Annotated in this window: 14 protein-coding genes; 6 read left to right on the top strand and 8 right to left on the bottom strand. The window is 61.6% G+C overall.

From position 1 onward, the window contains the following. Positions 1–1291 precede the first annotated feature (1291 nt). The gene (locus IAE77_RS26440) at positions 1292–1780 is read left to right on the top strand and encodes a zinc-ribbon domain containing protein (RefSeq protein ID WP_294233332.1); all 489 of its coding nucleotides are present in this window, start codon (positions 1292–1294) and stop codon (positions 1778–1780) included. A 43-nt stretch (positions 1781–1823) separates the two neighbouring features. Here the strand turns inward: IAE77_RS26440 and IAE77_RS26435 are convergent, their stop codons facing one another. Further along, positions 1824–2318 (bottom strand): hypothetical protein, encoded by a 495-nt coding sequence (locus IAE77_RS26435; RefSeq protein ID WP_294233329.1) that lies wholly within the window; start codon positions 2316–2318, stop codon positions 1824–1826. A 160-nt stretch (positions 2319–2478) separates the two neighbouring features. On the opposite strand from IAE77_RS26435, the gene IAE77_RS26430 reads away from it, so the two are divergent. Further along, positions 2479–2778, top strand: coding sequence for a GYD domain-containing protein (locus IAE77_RS26430; RefSeq protein WP_294233326.1), 300 nt, complete (start codon positions 2479–2481; stop codon positions 2776–2778). A 50-nt stretch (positions 2779–2828) separates the two neighbouring features. Here the strand turns inward: IAE77_RS26430 and IAE77_RS26425 are convergent, their stop codons facing one another. Further along, a complete protein-coding gene (locus tag IAE77_RS26425; protein ID WP_294233323.1) occupies positions 2829–5681 on the bottom strand; it encodes a hypothetical protein in 2853 nt (950 codons plus the stop codon). A gap of 44 nt (positions 5682–5725) precedes the next feature. Continuing rightward, positions 5726–6178, bottom strand: a complete 453-nt coding sequence (locus IAE77_RS26420; RefSeq protein WP_294233321.1) for a biopolymer transporter ExbD — start codon at positions 6176–6178, stop codon at positions 5726–5728. Positions 6179–6293: 115 nt separating this feature from the next. On the opposite strand from IAE77_RS26420, the gene IAE77_RS26415 reads away from it, so the two are divergent. Together IAE77_RS26415 and IAE77_RS26410 are read left to right on the top strand one after the other, a co-directional pair. Further along, positions 6294–8195 (top strand): PAS domain-containing sensor histidine kinase, encoded by a 1902-nt coding sequence (locus tag IAE77_RS26415; protein ID WP_294233318.1) that lies wholly within the window; start codon positions 6294–6296, stop codon positions 8193–8195. A 47-nt stretch (positions 8196–8242) separates the two neighbouring features. After that, on the top strand, positions 8243–8881 hold the full coding sequence (locus tag IAE77_RS26410) for a response regulator transcription factor (RefSeq protein WP_294233315.1): 639 nt from the start codon (positions 8243–8245) through the stop codon (positions 8879–8881). Positions 8882–8968: 87 nt separating this feature from the next. Here the strand turns inward: IAE77_RS26410 and IAE77_RS26405 are convergent, their stop codons facing one another. Then, positions 8969–10300: a sulfatase-like hydrolase/transferase gene (locus tag IAE77_RS26405; protein WP_294233313.1), complete on the bottom strand. Its 1332-nt coding sequence runs from the start codon at positions 10298–10300 to the stop codon at positions 8969–8971. A gap of 77 nt (positions 10301–10377) precedes the next feature. Between IAE77_RS26405 and waaF the strand changes: the two genes are divergently transcribed. Next, entirely contained in the window at positions 10378–12351 is a 1974-nt protein-coding gene (gene waaF, locus IAE77_RS26400) for a lipopolysaccharide heptosyltransferase II (RefSeq protein ID WP_294233308.1), read from the top strand. A gap of 8 nt (positions 12352–12359) precedes the next feature. On the opposite strand, the gene IAE77_RS26395 is transcribed toward waaF, so the two are convergent. The 4 genes from IAE77_RS26395 to IAE77_RS26380 form a co-directional block, all read right to left on the bottom strand. After that, a complete protein-coding gene (locus IAE77_RS26395) occupies positions 12360–12950 on the bottom strand; it encodes a hypothetical protein (protein WP_294233306.1) in 591 nt (196 codons plus the stop codon). 63 nt (positions 12951–13013) lie between these two features. Continuing rightward, positions 13014–13952: a 2-hydroxyacid dehydrogenase gene (locus IAE77_RS26390; protein WP_294233303.1), complete on the bottom strand. Its 939-nt coding sequence runs from the start codon at positions 13950–13952 to the stop codon at positions 13014–13016. A gap of 7 nt (positions 13953–13959) precedes the next feature. Further along, positions 13960–14388 carry a c-type cytochrome domain-containing protein gene (locus IAE77_RS26385; protein WP_294233301.1) on the bottom strand — a complete coding sequence of 143 codons (429 nt, stop codon included), beginning with the start codon at positions 14386–14388 and terminating at the stop codon, positions 13960–13962. Positions 14389–14430: 42 nt separating this feature from the next. Continuing rightward, positions 14431–14811, bottom strand: coding sequence for a globin (locus IAE77_RS26380; protein WP_294233298.1), 381 nt, complete (start codon positions 14809–14811; stop codon positions 14431–14433). A gap of 185 nt (positions 14812–14996) precedes the next feature. Here IAE77_RS26380 and msrA point away from each other — a divergent pair, with 185 nt between their 5' ends. Beyond that, positions 14997–15662: a peptide-methionine (S)-S-oxide reductase MsrA gene (gene msrA, locus IAE77_RS26375; protein ID WP_294233295.1), complete on the top strand. Its 666-nt coding sequence runs from the start codon at positions 14997–14999 to the stop codon at positions 15660–15662. The last annotated feature ends 50 nt before the right edge of the window (positions 15663–15712 follow it).

Here is a 15712-nt window from a genome sequence, read left to right as displayed (position 1 = left end):
AGGCGCGCCACGCGCCTCCAGCTAAACGAGTCTTGCCTCCGCCTCCTGCTCGGATACACTCCTTCACGTCGGGCAAGAAATAGAGCGCATGATCATCAAGAACCGCAGGATCACTTTCCTTGTTGTGGGATTGCTGGTCGTTGCGGCATACGTCTTCAGCTATGTTCTCATCAGTGCCAGAGGACGATTTGAACCCTCCCTCATAGGATTGAACGGCGTGAAGCGGTATGGTTGGGCACCCGAGGGATTTGTGAGCGAGTTCAAGTGGAGTCGCCCCAAACTACTTTTCTACTATCCACTCTACCTCATCGACACACGGTTTTTTTCACTCCAGCGATGATGCATCCAGCGAGAGGTTTCCAATCAACGAGGTCTCAAAGGATGAAATCGGCAAAGTGTATCAAGCCTGGGGGCTGATGACCGCCAATCTGTCGAGCAGACAATGAATCCTTTTCACACCCAACCAAGGCCTGATAAAACGGATGCTGGCAACGGCTCGAATGGCATCTGTCGTATCAGCAACGTCTTGCTCTCGCCGTCGCCTGATCTGAATCGTTCGCCCAACCAGCAGCGTCCCGCGCGATGAATCTCGTAGCGACTATTTCTCCCCGCTATCGGGGCCCCATTTTGATCGGGGCGTGCTTTCAGGCAGCCTTCCTTCTTCTTGGTTCACTAGCGCTCGATTTTGGGCAGCTACTCCAGTGGACGCTGTTCGCCACCATTACCTATTGGCTCATGGCCGCACTCATCATATCGAGACGGCCCCAGATGCCGACGAAGTGGGATTTGATCCTTCTACGTTCGGGCTTCGTCCTGATTCTTCCTGTCACGATCACCTTAACGAGCCTCGTCTGGTCATGGCGGGGCCTACCTTGATCACTTCTCGTCAGCACCCACACCAACGTGACCTCGACTACAGCACAACCAAGGCCGGACAAAACGGATGCAGGAACGGCTCGAAATGGCCTCTGTCGTGTCTTCGACACTTCCCGGTCGCCTGATCCGAGTCGTCCGCCCAACCACCACACGCTCCGTGGCTGAGAGAAAGACTTCGCTCCCCAAGAGCCGGTGGGGCTTCGTCCCGCATCCCAGATACGGTGACAAGCCCCGGCACACGGGTCTGGACGTGCGGAACCTCCACGATGGCGTTCATCTCCGTTGCTGGACCGAGGGGGAGTTGGAGGCTTGGGCGGCGAGGCATTCCCTGGCGTGGATCGATCCGGCCCTCGTGGGCAGCTTGATTCCTGGGACGGCCATTGTTGCGGACCCTTCGCGGCAGCGTGGATCGTGCATGCTGAACACCCACTACTACGACATTCAGCGGAAGTGCCGGGATTGCGGACGGCTGTTCATCTTCTTCGCTGAGGAGCAGCGATACTGGTATGAGGAGCTGCAGTTCCCCGTGGATGCCGACTGCGTGCGCTGCCACCCGTGCCGGCAGCGCCATCAGGCCTTGAACGCCACGAGAAGGAGCTACGAGACTTTGCTCCACGTCGAGTCTCCGGGTGTTGAGGAGCTTCTTGAGTTGACGTTGGCCCGGCTCGACCTGGTGGAGGCGGGTCTTTTTCACCCGCGACAGCTTGAGCGCGTGCGAGCTTTCTTGCGGCAGCACCCCGATCATGAGCGGTCACCCGCGATACGAGCCAGACTGGAAGCTGTCTCACGGACGACCAAGGCCGGACCCAATGCTGATGGCGACGACTCGTCGCCATCGGTCGTGTCAGCCGAGTCTTGCGATCGCCGTCGCGACGGCTTGGACGGTCTGGCTCCCATCGCCTGATCCGACGGCTCCTCCGACATTGAGCGCATCGCGTGCCGAGGGATCATGACGACTTGCGGGCTGTGGCGGTGCGCAGGCCGCGACTGAACGCCTGAACGGCGTCCGGACCGCGAATGAAGAAGAAGGAGGGCTCGTCGCGACCGGGCTGCGGACTGGCGAAGGCGGCGATCTCCGCAGCGTCCATCTGCTGGTAAACGTCAGCGAAGGGGCGTTCATAGTCGATGCGCACCGCCGGGAACGACGCGGCGAAGCGCAGCTCTCCCACTGCGTCTTCCGCATGTTTGAGGGCCTGAACGAGGACCGCGTCGGTGGACCGCTCGATGGAAACGATGAGGAGATTGTCGGGCATGGAGCGCATGGGCTCCCAGGCATCCAGATTCTCCGGCTCCGTCATGGGAGCGAAGAACATGAGCGGGATGATTCTGCCGAGATGGTTCGACTGGTAGTCCACCGACGCGGCCATGACGTTTTCGAGGTCCTCCCAGCCGGTGGTTTCATCCATCGCGAACACGGGCAGGTTGTTGGAAGCCGGTTTCATGATGGCGTGAATGCTCTCAAAGTCCGCGGACAAAGACAAGACCGAAACCGGGACGCGATCATGGCCGATCACGACCAAGAAAGGCCCAGGGATTCGCCAACCGGGCTCAATGCGGCGGGCGGATGCGGCCGTTGAAGATGGCGCACTCCTTCCTCACGCCATGAACACTTACGTCGCACTCCTGAACTTCACGCAGCAAGGCCTTACCAACATGCACGAGTCGGCGCATCGCGCCTCGGCCTTCCGGGCGGCGGCGCGGAAGAGCGGTTGCAAGGTGCTGCATCTGTTCTGGACGATGGGAGCGCACGATGGCGTGATCGTGTTCCAGGCGAAGGATGACGCGGCGGCCACCGGCCTGATGATGAGCCTCTCCGCGCTGGGCAACGTGCACACCAGCACGATGCGGGCCTTCGATGCCGCCGAGTTCACTGCCTTGGTGGAGAAGGCGCCGAAGATGTGACGTGGCTGCTTTGGCGTCGCTGTCCGACCCTCTCACAACCGCTGCAACGCTCACCGCAGGCCTGCCGCCATCGTTTCAAACCACGCCAGCAAGTCGAGGATCTGCTCTGCCTTCAGCGAATTGAGCAGGCCAGCGGGCATGGAAGAGATTTCAGAGACACTGCGGCTCTGAATCATCGCTTTCCCGATCTCGCTGGTCTCTTGGGCCAGCGGATTGGGCTTCAGAACGACACGTTCGTCGTCCTCGCTCTCCAGGCTGCCTGTCACCGTCTTGCCATCGCTCGTTTTGACCGTCACGAGACGGAATTTCTCGTCGATGAACTTCGAGGGGTTCAAAATGTGATCCAGCAGGTCCTTGCGGCCGAAGCGTGCGGAAACCTGCACAAGATCGGGACCGAAAACGCCTGCTGGCAGGGACGGATCGTTGCTCACGCGATGGCAGAACACGCATTGCGCGCGAATCAACGCGTCCTTGGCGCTGTCACGGTTGCGCGTCTTCGCATCCATCTTCGCCAGCAGCGGCTCCAGGTCCTCCAGCTTCCAATTCTTGAAGGTGTGGCCTGGCAGAGCGTGCGGGGACAGCGCCGCCGGTTTCGGCGGATTGATCAAAGCGGCAAGTTCCAGCGCTTCCGCAGGCTTCAAGGCTGCCGCCAGTTCACTGCGCGTGTCGGCGATGGCTTTGAAGAAGGTGGACGCGCCGTTCATCTTTTCCGCCTTGTTCAGCGCCTCGAAAACCACCCGCCGCTGCTCCAGCGTCCATCCATCCTTGAGGTAGCGCAGCATGAACGGGTAGAAGAGCAGATCTTCCGAGGTCGTGGCCGCCTTGAGCAGCGGCATCGTCTTTTCGATGACGGTGGGTGACTTCAAATAGACGAGCAGGCGGCAGAGTTCGCGGTTCAGGAAGGTTTCTTCGGCAGGATAGGCAGCCCAGGTGAGGAGTTCGTCTTTGTGAGCTGGTTCGCCATGACGCGCGATGGCGACTGCCATGACCCGAAGCGCGTCCAGCGTCGGTTTCGGCGCTGTTTTCATCACAGCGGCCAAAACCGGCTCCAAATCGGCCTTTTCCCCGACGCGAGCCAGGGCGAGCAGTTCGTGCATCTGGCCGTTTTGCAGCGCTTGTTCGCGCCATTCGGCCACAGGACGGTTTTCGAGCTTCAGACGTTCGCCGTGAAGCTCGAAACGTGTGCTTGCCCCCTCACCCCGGCCCTCTCCCCGAAGAGAATCATTCTTCTTTCCATCCGAGGGGCGGGGAGAGGGAGATTTCTGGCTCCCTCGCCCCGTCGAGGATTCGGCGATGTCTTGTTTGTCCGTCGGGGAGAGGGTTGGGGTGAGGGGCTGGTAGGCGACTCGATACAGCCCGCTCTGTGTGCCGCGTCCGCCGGTGGTGAACCACATCGCGCCATCCGGACCGATGCAGCCGTCGGTGACGTTAAGCGGCCTTCCGGTCACAAAATCCTCCTGTTCCGCTGTGTAAGTCGCGCCAGCCGGCTTCAGATGCACCGCGATAATGCGCCCGTAGCTCCAGTCGAGGATGTAGAGCGCGTCTTGATACTTCTGCGGGAAGTCGGCACCGTATCCGAAGTAGATGCCCGTCGGTGACGACAGTCCGATGTCGATGACACTCGGCAACGTGTCCGCATACCACGCGGGGAAACGGCCCGTACCTCTGCGCCAGCCGAAATCGGCTCCGGGAACGACATGCAGCACCCGCGTGGGCATGTACCACGGTGTGCCGACATCGCGTTCCATGTCGGCGTCGAAGGTGAACAAGTCGCCTTCGCGATTGAATGCGCTGTCGAGCGGGTTGCGCAGGCCGCCGGCGAGGAGCGTGATTTTGCTGCCGTCGGGCTTCACACGCAGGATGTGGCCGGCGGGAAGCTCGACATTGCCGTCGAACATGCTGCCGTCCCAAGGATTTGGGATGAGCTGGTCGTTGGCGTAGTTTTTCAGCGGCGAATCCGGTGCGATGTTCTCCGGCAGCAGCACGTTGTTGCCGTGCGCGACGTAGATGTCGCCATCGGGGCCGAGTTTGATGTGATTGCGGCCATGACCGACTCCGCCGCCGGTGCGCATGAGCTCTTTGCGCTCATCGAAGACGCCGTCGCCGTCTTTGTCGGTCATGCGCACGAGGATCTTGGAGTTGTTGGCATTCGCGAAGAGCGATCCGTGCGCGTAGAGCAGCCCGCGGCACTCCAGCAGCTCGTCGTCGATGACTTCGACCTTTTGATCGCCGCTGCCGCTGATGGTGAGGCGCAGCAGGCCCTTCTTCTCTTTGCCCAGGGTAATGCGTCCCTGAGGATCGAAGGCCATGGAGACCCAGGAGTCTTCTCCGGGCTGGGCAGAGCGGATGAGTTCGGCTTTGAAGCCCGGAAGCAGCGTCAGTGTGGCTGGATCGGTTGCTTTGTTTTGCGCTCCGGGCTTCGCGAGCTGCCAGGAGTTGTAGGCGTCGAAGGTTTTCTTCAAATCGAAGGGGTTCTTCTCGGGGTCGGCGTCAGTGTGCTGCAGGGCTGCCGCGTTTTTCCAGCTCGAATCCGTCACGATCCACCGCACGGCAGCGAGATCGCCGTTAAGTTCGAGCAAGGCGGCCGTGCGTCCTTTTGCCGACGAGCGCAGACCCAAAAGATGCGGCTGCCCGTCGCCCAGTAGCTGGGTGAGGTCCGTGCCGGTCGCAACGTCTGAAGGCGGGATCGTCGCGATCCGATGCCCGTCCACCAGCACCTCGACTGTGGCATCGCCAGCGGTCAGCAGCACTGCTTTGAGGAGCTTGCCTGGATGCTGGACCTGCTTGCTGTAGGTGATCTGGCCGATCTTGGGACCCTCCAGCCACATCGGGACCGGCGGTTTGTTGGCCATTTGTGCGACGGCGGCGGACGTGATCAGCAGAAACAGGAGGCTGCGGGACATGCGCAACCAAACGTGCGCTGGCGTGTGAGCCTGTCTGGACGGCCTCAGAACGACGACGCGGCGATGGTGAATGTCACGTTTGTGAGGCGGGCCTTGTGCAGCGAGTTCAGGACGTCCATGACGCGTTCGTAGCTGGCGAGTTGCTCTGCCTGCACAGTCACGAGCACGTTCTGTTTTTGCCGCGCGGACGATTCTGCGAGGCGACGAAGATTGTGAGTGAGCGACGGCAGCGCCTTGTCCTCCGGCGAATCGAAAGCCTCGTCATTCATGGTCACGGTGCCGTCTTCGAGGACGCCGATGGTGACCTCGTTGTCGGGAAACGTGACATGACCTTCCAGCGGCGGTCCTGGCAGCCGCAGCCCGATGTCGCGCTCCACTTTCACGCTGCCAACCATCACCATGAAGAAGAGCATGATGACGAAGACGACATCAATCATGGGAGCGATCTGGAAACCGGGCATGTCGGTGGGCTGGCGGATGACGTGTTTCAGTTTCATGGCAGGAAGGGCGTGGTGAAGCTGTCACGAATGGCGCCACGTGTTCTTGGGGTGTCCTGGCGAAAATGATGCTCGCTCTTTCGGGTGATGTCGGCTTTTCTCATGGAAAACAATCATGAGGCGGGCTTCCCACACAGCAGAGAAGAAAGGCGCGGCGGCGAAAACCCGGAGCAGCAAACGGGGTGTCGAGCTGGGCATGAGCCTGGAGGAACTGCATGAGCTGGAGGAAAAAGCGGTGCGGCTGGAGAAGCTGGCCAAGACGCTGCTGAACACGCCGCAGCAGGCGTTTTACCTCTATGACCATCACGCGGGGCGTTTTGTCCTCGGGGAGAAGCACCTTCCTGGCCTCTATGGCTACAAGCAGGGCGAGGTGGAACGGCGCAAAGGGAGCTGGCTCGGCATCGTGCATCCCGACGATCTGCCGGAGTTCACGGGGGCTCACACGCGCATGATGGAAGGCAAGGGCGACGAGGTGCAGACGGTGCGGGTGCGCATCCGGCGGAAAGATGGGCATTTCGAATGGATCCTGGCTCACATGCGGGCCTTCGAGCGGGATGAAAACGGCCGCGTCATCTCCGAAGTGGGCATGGTGAACATCATCACGCCGCTGGTGGCGGCCGAGGGAGAGCTGCGAGCCACGCAGGCGCGTTATCATGGCCTGTTTCAATGCAACACGGCCGGCGTGCTCGTGTTCGACGGCAAGTTTCACATCGTGGATGCCAATCCGGCCGTCTGCCGCATGCTGGGTTATGACAGGAAGCATCTGCTCCGGTTGGGAGTGCTGGATGTGATCGCCCCGGGTGCGCGGCCGGAGATGCACAAGCTGCTGCGCAGTCTGACGACCGGCGGGCGGCCTGCGCCAGCCATGGACATCACGCTGGAGCGGAGGAACAGCGGGAAGATGGAGGCGATGGCCGGGGCGACGTGTCTGCATGACGCGCAGGGCAGTTTCCATCAAGGCATGCTGCTGCTGACCGATGTGACCGAACGCAAGGCCACGGAGCAAGAGCTGCGACGCGAGGCGGAGTTGAACCGCTTGTTGCTCGATCATTCGCCCGTGGCCATCGGTCTGCTGTCCGCCGAAGGACGGGTCGTGCGCATGAACGCGGCTGCGGAGAAGATGTTCGGCTATGGAGCGAAGGAAGTCCGCGGGAAGACGGTGTGGGCGCTGCCAGTGATGGATGCGGGTGAGATCGCCCTTTCCCGCCAGCGGTTTCAGGAGCTGACCAAAGGCGCCGAAAAAGTCACCGCCACCATCCCGATCCGCACCCGCGACGGCCAGGCACGGCACATTCAAAGCGAGACGCAGCCGGTGACGAAGGCGGATGGCACCATCGATTTCTTCATCGCCACCGGCGTCGATATCACGGAGCGGCACAAGCTGGAGACCGAGGTCATCCGCGTGGCCGAGCAGGAGCAGGTGCGCATCGGCCACGATCTGCACGATGGCGTGGGCCAGACGCTCACGGGCATCGCCTCGCTGGTCGAAGCCCTGGAGTCCAAGCTCCATGGCGAGGACCAAAAGGACGCCCGCCGCATCCACGAGCTGGTGAAAACGGCCATCGCTGAGACCCGCCGCTTGTCTCACGGGATGTCCTCCGCCGCCGTCAAGAATCGCGGCCTTGCCGGAGGCCTGAATCTCATTGCGGAGACGGTCCGGGAAAATTTCCGCCGGGAATGCCTGTGCCGCATCGAGGAACCCGTGCCCCGGGTGAGCCGGGACGCTGAAATCCACCTGTTCCGCATCACTCAGGAAGCCACGAGCAATGCCATCCGGCATGGCGGGGCCACAAAGATTCGCATCACCCTCCGGCGACAATCCCCTAATCGTGGAGTGTTGGAAATCAATGACAACGGACGGGGTTTCTCCGCAAAAAGCGCTGTTTCAAGAGGGGACGGCATCGGTTTGCGCGTCATGGCCCATCGGGCCAATTTGATCAACGGGGAGCTCACGGTTGAGGGCGTGAAAAACAAGGGAGTCCGGGTCCTGTGCCGGTTTCCTTTGGAGCTTCCTTAGGAACGTCGGCTTGACATTCTTTTCAAAATGAGTCTTCTAGGCGAACTGTGAAAAGCAAAATCTATATTCTCGACGACCATCCCATCGTTATCGAAGGGCTTAAGAAACTGATCGACCAGCAGGAAGACATGCAGGTCATCGGCAGTGCCGAAGACGCAAACATGGCATTGCAGCAGATCGCGAAACTCAAACCGGATGTCGTCGTGCTCGACATCACCTTGAAGGATCGCAGCGGCGTGGACCTCATCAAAAAGCTGCGGGCCAGCCATCCGAACATGCAGATCCTGGTTTATTCCATGCATGACGAGAACGTGTACGCCGAGCGCTGCCTGCGTGCCGGTGCCATGGGCTACGTCATGAAGGGTGAGCCCAGCACCCGCGTGCTTCAGGGTCTGCGCCAGGTGTCCGCCGGTTCCTTCTTCTTCAGCGCTTCCCTGCTCGGCAGCATCGTCTCCGGTGGCGGCCCTCGCGGTGGCTCCCGTGGCGAACCCGCCCGCATGCTCAGCGACCGCCAGCTCGAAATCTTCGAAATGGTCGGACGCGGCTTTGATTCTCACAGCATTGCCGAAAAACTCGGCCTCAGCGCCAAGACGGTCGATGCCCACAAGGCAAACATCCGCCAGAAGCTCGGTCTCGCCTCCGCACGCGAGCTCCTCATGGAAGCCGTGCGCTGGGTGGAGAAATAAGCCTCCGCGCCGTTCCAATCACTCCTCAAACCCGAAACGGGCGGCAGAACAGGCCGCCCGTTTTGTTTTGCGTCGCTTCGGTCCTGTTCAGTCCTTCGCCACCGCGTCGCGGTCAGCCCGTGCCTTGACAGTCATGCGTTCCTTCATGGTGGCGACGATGTTCGCCTTCTCGGCGGCCAGGTCCTTCTTTTCCTCGGGATCGGCCAGGATGTCATAGAGTTCGTACTTCGTTTTGTCGCCCTGGCGGTGCTCCACGAGCTTCCATGGGTCCAGGCGCAAGGCTCGGGACCTGAAGCCCGGGGCCACCGTGTAGATCATGCGCGTGGGTGGCACGGTGCCTTCCGCCAGTTGCGGCCACAGGTTCACGCCGTCCCATTTGAGATCCTTTTCGGGTTTGAACCCGGCCAGGGCGCAGAACGTCGGCATCCAGTCGGTGATCTGTGCGGGGAACTCGTGCTTCCCGGCCTTCAGCGTGCCGGGCCAGCTCGCGATGCACGGCACGCGGGTGCCACCTTCATACACGCTGCCTTTCTCATTCCGCAGCGGCTTGTTGTTTCCGGGCAAAGGTCCGGTGGGATAACCGTCCTGCGGATAGGTCTGGCCGTTGTTTTCCGTCGTGCTGGCACCGTTGTCGCTGGTAAAAACGAGCAGCGTGTTCTCCCGCTGGCCGTTTTTCTCAAGCGCGGCAACGATCCGGCCCACCGCATCGTCCAGATGCATGATGCAGGCCGCGTAATGTCGCGGCACATCGCCCGTGATGCCCGCAGGCACTTTGGTGAGCCACTCTTCCGGCTCTTTCAGTGGCAGATGCACGGCCGTGAACGGAACATAGAGGAAGAACGGCTTCCCGCCGCGCCCGCCAAGCCATTCACAGGCCTCCTGGGTGATCAGATCGGTCACGTGGCCGGTTTCGGTGAGCAGCTTCTCATTCCGATGCCAGGTCTCGCTGAACGGCCCCTTCTTGTAGTGATGGTCCCAAGGCCCGACGCCGCCCGCCAGCGAGCCGTAGCTGTGATCGAAGCCGAAATGATTCGGACCCCACTCGGGTTTGGAGCCCAGGTGCCATTTCCCCGTCAGGCAGGTGTCGTAGCCCACGCCTTTCAGCGCCCGTGGCAGCGTGACCGTGTCCCACGGCAAAGCCCGCTCGTTTTGCGGCGTCGTCACGCCAAAACGGCTCCAGCAGCGGCCGGTCATGAGCCCCGTGCGCGTGGGGCTGCAAACCGGAGCCACATAGTGATGCGTCAGTTCCACGCCCTCGGCCGCGAGCTTGTCCAGATGCGGCGTCGGCGCGTTCCCGCCATGGAAAGCCACGTCCGCCCAGCCGAGATCGTCGGCCATGATGAAGACGAAATTCGGGGTGGATGCCACGGCATGCACCATCATCACCAGCGGTGACAGGAGGAGAAAAAGCAGTTTCATGATGACGAAAACGGGCACTCCGGCGCGATCTCGCATGAACGGTTGCACGCTGGAAACCGTTGCGGCATAGACAATCCATGGGCGATGCTCCGGAATCCACACGTTTTCAAAAGCGCGCCGGGCAGTGGCTGGTTTACGCGCTGTTCCGGTGCGTGGAGGGCGTGATCAAATGCATCCCGCTCATCGCGGTCTGGTGGCTCGGACGCATGCTGGGCACGCTGGCTTACTTCGTGGCAGGCAAGTACCGCAAACTGGCGCTGCACAACCTGCGCATCGCCTTCGGCCGGGAGAAAAGTGAGGCGGAACGTCGCCGCATGGCCCGTGCGCACTTCAAAAGCCTCTTCGCCAACCTCCTTTGCGGCCTCAAGCTGCCGCTGATGGATGAGGCCGAGGTGGCAAAGCGGGTCACGGCTGAGAACATGCATCACCTCAAGGAGGCCTTTGATGCCGGAAGGCCGCTGCTGCATCCCATCATGCATGCCAGTTGTTGGGAGATCATGACGCAGGTGCCGTCCCTCTACGTGTTCGGCCACAAACCCGCCAGCATCTACCAGCCGTTGCGCAATCCCTACCTCAATGCCCTGGTGCTGCGCCGGCGCGAAAAACTTGGCTACAAGCTCTTCGACCGCCAGGAGGGATTCAACGCGCCCATCAGCTACGTTCGTGACATGGGCATGCTCGGCATCCTGGTCGATCAACATGCCGGCTACCACGGCCAGTGGAGCCCGTTCTTTGACCGTCTGGCCTCCACCACGAACATCGTGGCGCTGTGTGCCCTGCGCACCAATGCGGTGATTCTCCCCATGATGGTCTATGACGATGGGCCTGCTCGGTGGCGTTATGTGTGCGATGGTCCTCTCCGCACGAGCGAAGCCAAGCCTTCCATAAGCGGGATGACCGCTGACATCAATCAAACGGTCGAGCGCCTCATCCGTAAGCAGCCAGAGAGCTGGTTCTGGGTGCATGAGCGCTGGAAGACGCCGAATCCCAATTTTTTGTTTCCTGGCTACAAGCGCGGCGTGGTCTTCCCCTCCGATTACGATCAAAGCCGGCTGCAGCCCTTTGAACTCCTCATCCGCAGCCCAAATTGGCTGGGCGACGCCTGCATGGCCTTTCCCATGGTGCGGGCGATCAAAAGCGGCCGTCCGGACATCAAGATCACCGTGCTCGGGCCAGACAAGCTGGAGGAACTGTGGCTTTCCATGCCGGAAGTGTCCCGTTACATCGGCAAGCCGGCGAAGGAGGGCCTTTTCGCCGTCGCCAAGCGTATCAAGGCCGCAGGCGTTCATTTTGACGCGGCGTTGCTGTGCACCAACTCCACGCGCAGCACGTTGGAGATCTGGCTGGCTGGCATCCCGCATCGGATTGGCTACAAAGGCTCTTTCCGCTCCAAGCTGCTGACACACCTCGTTCGTGAGCCCAAAGCAGGCTTTCCCAACAAGCACCATGCCCATCTTTACATGTTCCTGGCTCGGCGCATCGGTGCCGATGTCGATCAGCCGGGCTTGTGGGATGCCGGTTCGCCGCCGGTTTCCACGGACGGCACGATCCGTGTCGGCGTCTGTGCCGGTGCGGAGTATGGTCCGGCCAAACGCTGGCCGCTGGAACGCTTCGCGGAGGTCGTGAATCAAATCTCCGCGCAGCATGCGCAGTTCCGCTGGCAGTTGTTCGGTGCTCCAGGCGAGAAAGACATGGGCGAAAAGCTATCCGCCATGCTCAAGGCACCGCACGAAAACCTGGTCGGCAGAACACGGCTTTCGGAGCTGATCGCCAAGCTCCGCCAGTGCCAGCTCCTGCTAACCAACGACACCGGCACCATGCATCTGGCTGCCGCGCTGGGCATTCCGACCGTCAGCATCTTTGGCTCCACCTGCCCCATCGAAACCGGCCCGCTGGGCGAGCGCCACACCGTCATCCAGCACAAGGTGCCGTGCAGCCCCTGCTTCGAGCGTGAATGCCCCTTCGGCCACTACGAGTGCATGACCCGGGTCGCTGCCGGCGAGGTCGCCGCTGCTGTGTTGAAGACCGCAGGTGTCAATCAGGCGGCGTGACCGCCTCCTCAGCGCTCCAGCACAGGCTCACGTCCCACGAACACGCCCAGCACGGCGCCACCGATGATCCAGGCGATCAAATGGTCCGCGATGTTCACGATCGTGTCGCGTCCAGGGTTCTCCATCCAGATCCACAGCGGCAGGTCGCAGGTCAGCCCGGCGAACAAACCGGCCGCCGCCACGAACGCGATGCGGGCCGGATAAAACAGCGCCACCTGGCTCAGCAGCGCCCCGATCAGACAGGCGCACACCAGGCTGCGGATGAAGCTCAGGATCATGCTCCGGCCCATGTTGATCTCGCCTTTGCCCGGGCGGATGATCGCATACACGTAAGGCCCGTTCTCCATCGCCTGCGCCTGCTTCTCTTCGAAGACCTTCTTTTCCTCGGCCGTGGCCAGTTTGGGCGCGTCTTCCATCGATGGCAGCCTGTAGATGCCGTGGCCGGCGGAAACGTTCGCCTTGATCACCTCGGCGACGGCGGATTCATCGCGAAACGAGCGGAAGCCGTTCACATGCCAGCTCAGTGCCGTCCAGGAAACGGCCTCCCACAGGAAGACAGCGATCGCAGTGAGGAAGGCTCCGAGGATGAACTTGATCATGGGCTGTTAGTAATGGCTCGAAGACGAAGGGCAAGCAGCCATTCGGCCAAATCCCCCCGCCGGTCAGCACACGGGTGTCAGCAGCGGCTTTCCTCTGACATGCGCTGCCAGATTGTCCACCACCAGCGCCGCCATCGCCCGCCGCGTCTCATGCGTGCCGCTGCCCAGGTGCGGCAGCAGCACCGCGTTCTCACATCGCAGCAGTGCCTCAGGCACGCGTGGCTCGTCTTCGAACACATCCAGTCCCGCAGCGCGGATGGTGCCGTTTTGCAGCGCCTCGATCAGCGCCGTTTCATCCACGACGGAACCACGGGCGATGTTGATCAGCGTGCCGTCGCCTCCGAGCGCCTGCAAAACAGCCGCGTTGATCAGATGTTTCGTCGCCCCGCCGCCTGGACAGGCCACGATCAGAAAATCCGATGCCTTCGCCAGCTCGATCAGCGATTCGAAAAACTCCCACGTCACGTCCTGCCGTGTGCGGCCGTGATAGGCGATTCGCATGCCGTGCGCTTCCAGGCGTTTCGCGATCGCCTTGCCGATGCGTCCCAGGCCCACGATGCCAGCCAGCTTGCCACGCACCGCATGCGCCAGCGGAAACGGCCCCTTCAGCCACGCTCCGGCATGCAGAAAGCGGTTCGCGGCGATCAAATTACGGCTCGTCATCAAAACGAGAGCGCTCGCCGTGTCCGCCACGTCCTCCGTGAGCACATCAGGCGTGTTCGTGACACGAATCCCATGCTCCCGGCACCAGTCCACCGGCACACCGTCGTAACCGACGCCAAACACGCTGATGATCTCCAGTTTCGGCAGCCGCTCCAGCAGCGCCACCGGCGCTACGCTTCCCCCGGCCATCACGATGGCGCGGATCTGCCCGCCCACCTCCGCCAGCAGCGCCTCCTTGTCCGTGGCGTGAAAGTAGTCATGACAGAGATGCGCCGCACGCAGCGGCTCCAGCAGGAAATCTGGCAGCGGGGCCAGGATGAGAACGGGGGTGGGGTCCATGAAAAGGTTATGAGCGTGATTTCTTCCAGTCCTGCGGCGGGATGAGGCGCACGCCCTCGGGCCAGTCCGCGCCTTGCTGGATCCAGTCGTGGATGATTTGCTCGTGCTCACGCTCCAGCCGTTCCGGCGTCGGCGGCATCGCCACCGGATTGTCATGACCCAGCAGCAGCACTTTGTAGAGCAGGCTTTGGTGCGGTGCCCCTGGCACGATCACCGCGCCGCTGCGGCCCCCTTTCATCGCCAGTTTCTTGGTTTCCAGGTTCAATCCGGCAAACACATAGCGGCTGTGATGACATTCCAGGCAGCGTGACTCCAGAATGGGCTGCACCTCGCCCACGAAGTCCACCGGCTCGCCCGACGCACCTCCAGATTGCAGGAGTTCACAGGCGGGGATGAGCGCCGCCACTCCCAGGGCGAGGAAAAGCTTTCGTGTCATGCCTGCATCATCCTGGGGCGGTCTGCGCTGACAAGCAGCGTTTCAACCTTCGCGATTCCGCATCATGTCCGCCACCTGGGCAAAGAATGAGCCGATCAGAGGAGCGGCCGCCTCCGGCACCGCTACCTCCTGCATCGCCTCCCCCATCAGCGTCATCCAGCGGTCACGCTCTGAGATTCCGATGGAAAACGGCATGTGCCTGCCACGCAGCCGCGGGTGGCCGCGTTCCTCAATGTAGGTCTGCGGCCCGCCAAAGCGATACACGATGAAATCCGCCAGCCGCTTCTCCGCCCCTTCCCAGTCGTCCGGCGGATACATCGTCCCGATGACATCATCCACACGCACACGCCGGTAAAACGCCGCCACCATGTCACGCAGCTTCGATTCGCCCACCTGGGCGCAGAGAGTCGAGATTTCGTCCATGACGGCGAGAATAGATCGAGCGTCGCAAACCGAAAGCAGATCAACGGCCCGGAACTTGGCCCGGGAACAGCCATTTTTGCCGGGGACCGGGGCATGGATGGCGAATCCTGGGAATTCCGTCGAAAGTTTCGCGTCTCATGGCACGGATGATTGACTCACACGTCTGATCCGTTCGTATCACCGTCATGAAAACCCTCGTCACCCTGCTCATTGCCCTCATGGCCTCCGTCACCACCCACGCCGCCGACGCTCCCGCCGCCAAGACCGAATCCGCCGTCATCGGCGGCGGCTGTTTCTGGTGCGTGGAAGCGCAGTATCTCCTCGTCAAAGGCGTCAAGAAAGTCACCAGCGGCTACGCCGGCGGCAAGACCGTGATGCCAACCTATGAACAGATCTGTGAAGGCGACACCGGTCACGCTGAGGTCATCAAGATCGAGTTCGATCCTGCGGTGACGACCTACAAGGAAATCATCGACCTGTTCTGGGACGCGCACGATCCCACCAGCGTGACGAAGGAGGACATGTACAAGCACGGCAAGTTCCTGCCCAAGGGCACCGCCTACCAGGGCAACGACTACGGCTCACAGTACCGCTCCATCATCCTCTACACCAGCGAGGAGCAGAAGAAGGTCGCCGAAGCTTCCAAGGCCGCCGCGCAGAAGAACTTCAAAGAACCCATCGCCACCGAGATCGTCCCGCTGACGAAGTTCTACGTCGCCGAGGACTACCATCAGAACTTCAAGGAGCGCAATCCCAACCAGGGCTACGTCCGCGCCGTCGTCGATCCCAAGACCGAAAAGTTCAAACACACCCTCGAAGACAAAGGCAAGATCAAGCCCGGGGCGAAGTAGCTCCGCCGGCTGTGTGCGGCATCGAATCACTCACGGGACACGCAGCCGCG

Source organism: Prosthecobacter sp., assembly GCF_014879935.1.
Taxonomy (GTDB): Bacteria; Verrucomicrobiota; Verrucomicrobiia; order Verrucomicrobiales; family Verrucomicrobiaceae; genus Prosthecobacter.
The sequence above is the reverse complement of the archived record's forward strand: the minus strand, read 5'-3'. Positions and strand labels throughout refer to the sequence as shown.

Excerpts from the sequence above, each read along its gene's own strand:
- IAE77_RS26440 (WP_294233332.1), top strand. The coding sequence starts at position 1,292 with ATGCTGAACACCCACTACTACGACATTCAGCGGAAGTGCCGGGATTGC.
- IAE77_RS26435 (WP_294233329.1), bottom strand. The coding sequence starts at position 2,318 with ATGAAACCGGCTTCCAACAACCTGCCCGTGTTCGCGATGGATGAAACC.
- IAE77_RS26430 (WP_294233326.1), top strand. The coding sequence starts at position 2,479 with ATGAACACTTACGTCGCACTCCTGAACTTCACGCAGCAAGGCCTTACC.
- IAE77_RS26425 (WP_294233323.1), bottom strand. The coding sequence starts at position 5,681 with ATGTCCCGCAGCCTCCTGTTTCTGCTGATCACGTCCGCCGCCGTCGCA.
- IAE77_RS26420 (WP_294233321.1), bottom strand. The coding sequence starts at position 6,178 with ATGAAACTGAAACACGTCATCCGCCAGCCCACCGACATGCCCGGTTTC.
- IAE77_RS26415 (WP_294233318.1), top strand. The coding sequence starts at position 6,294 with ATGAGGCGGGCTTCCCACACAGCAGAGAAGAAAGGCGCGGCGGCGAAA.
- IAE77_RS26405 (WP_294233313.1), bottom strand. The coding sequence starts at position 10,300 with ATGAAACTGCTTTTTCTCCTCCTGTCACCGCTGGTGATGATGGTGCAT.
- waaF (WP_294233308.1), top strand. The coding sequence starts at position 10,378 with ATGGGCGATGCTCCGGAATCCACACGTTTTCAAAAGCGCGCCGGGCAG.
- IAE77_RS26395 (WP_294233306.1), bottom strand. The coding sequence starts at position 12,950 with ATGATCAAGTTCATCCTCGGAGCCTTCCTCACTGCGATCGCTGTCTTC.
- IAE77_RS26390 (WP_294233303.1), bottom strand. The coding sequence starts at position 13,952 with ATGGACCCCACCCCCGTTCTCATCCTGGCCCCGCTGCCAGATTTCCTG.
- IAE77_RS26385 (WP_294233301.1), bottom strand. The coding sequence starts at position 14,388 with ATGACACGAAAGCTTTTCCTCGCCCTGGGAGTGGCGGCGCTCATCCCC.
- IAE77_RS26380 (WP_294233298.1), bottom strand. The coding sequence starts at position 14,811 with ATGGACGAAATCTCGACTCTCTGCGCCCAGGTGGGCGAATCGAAGCTG.
- msrA (WP_294233295.1), top strand. The coding sequence starts at position 14,997 with ATGAAAACCCTCGTCACCCTGCTCATTGCCCTCATGGCCTCCGTCACC.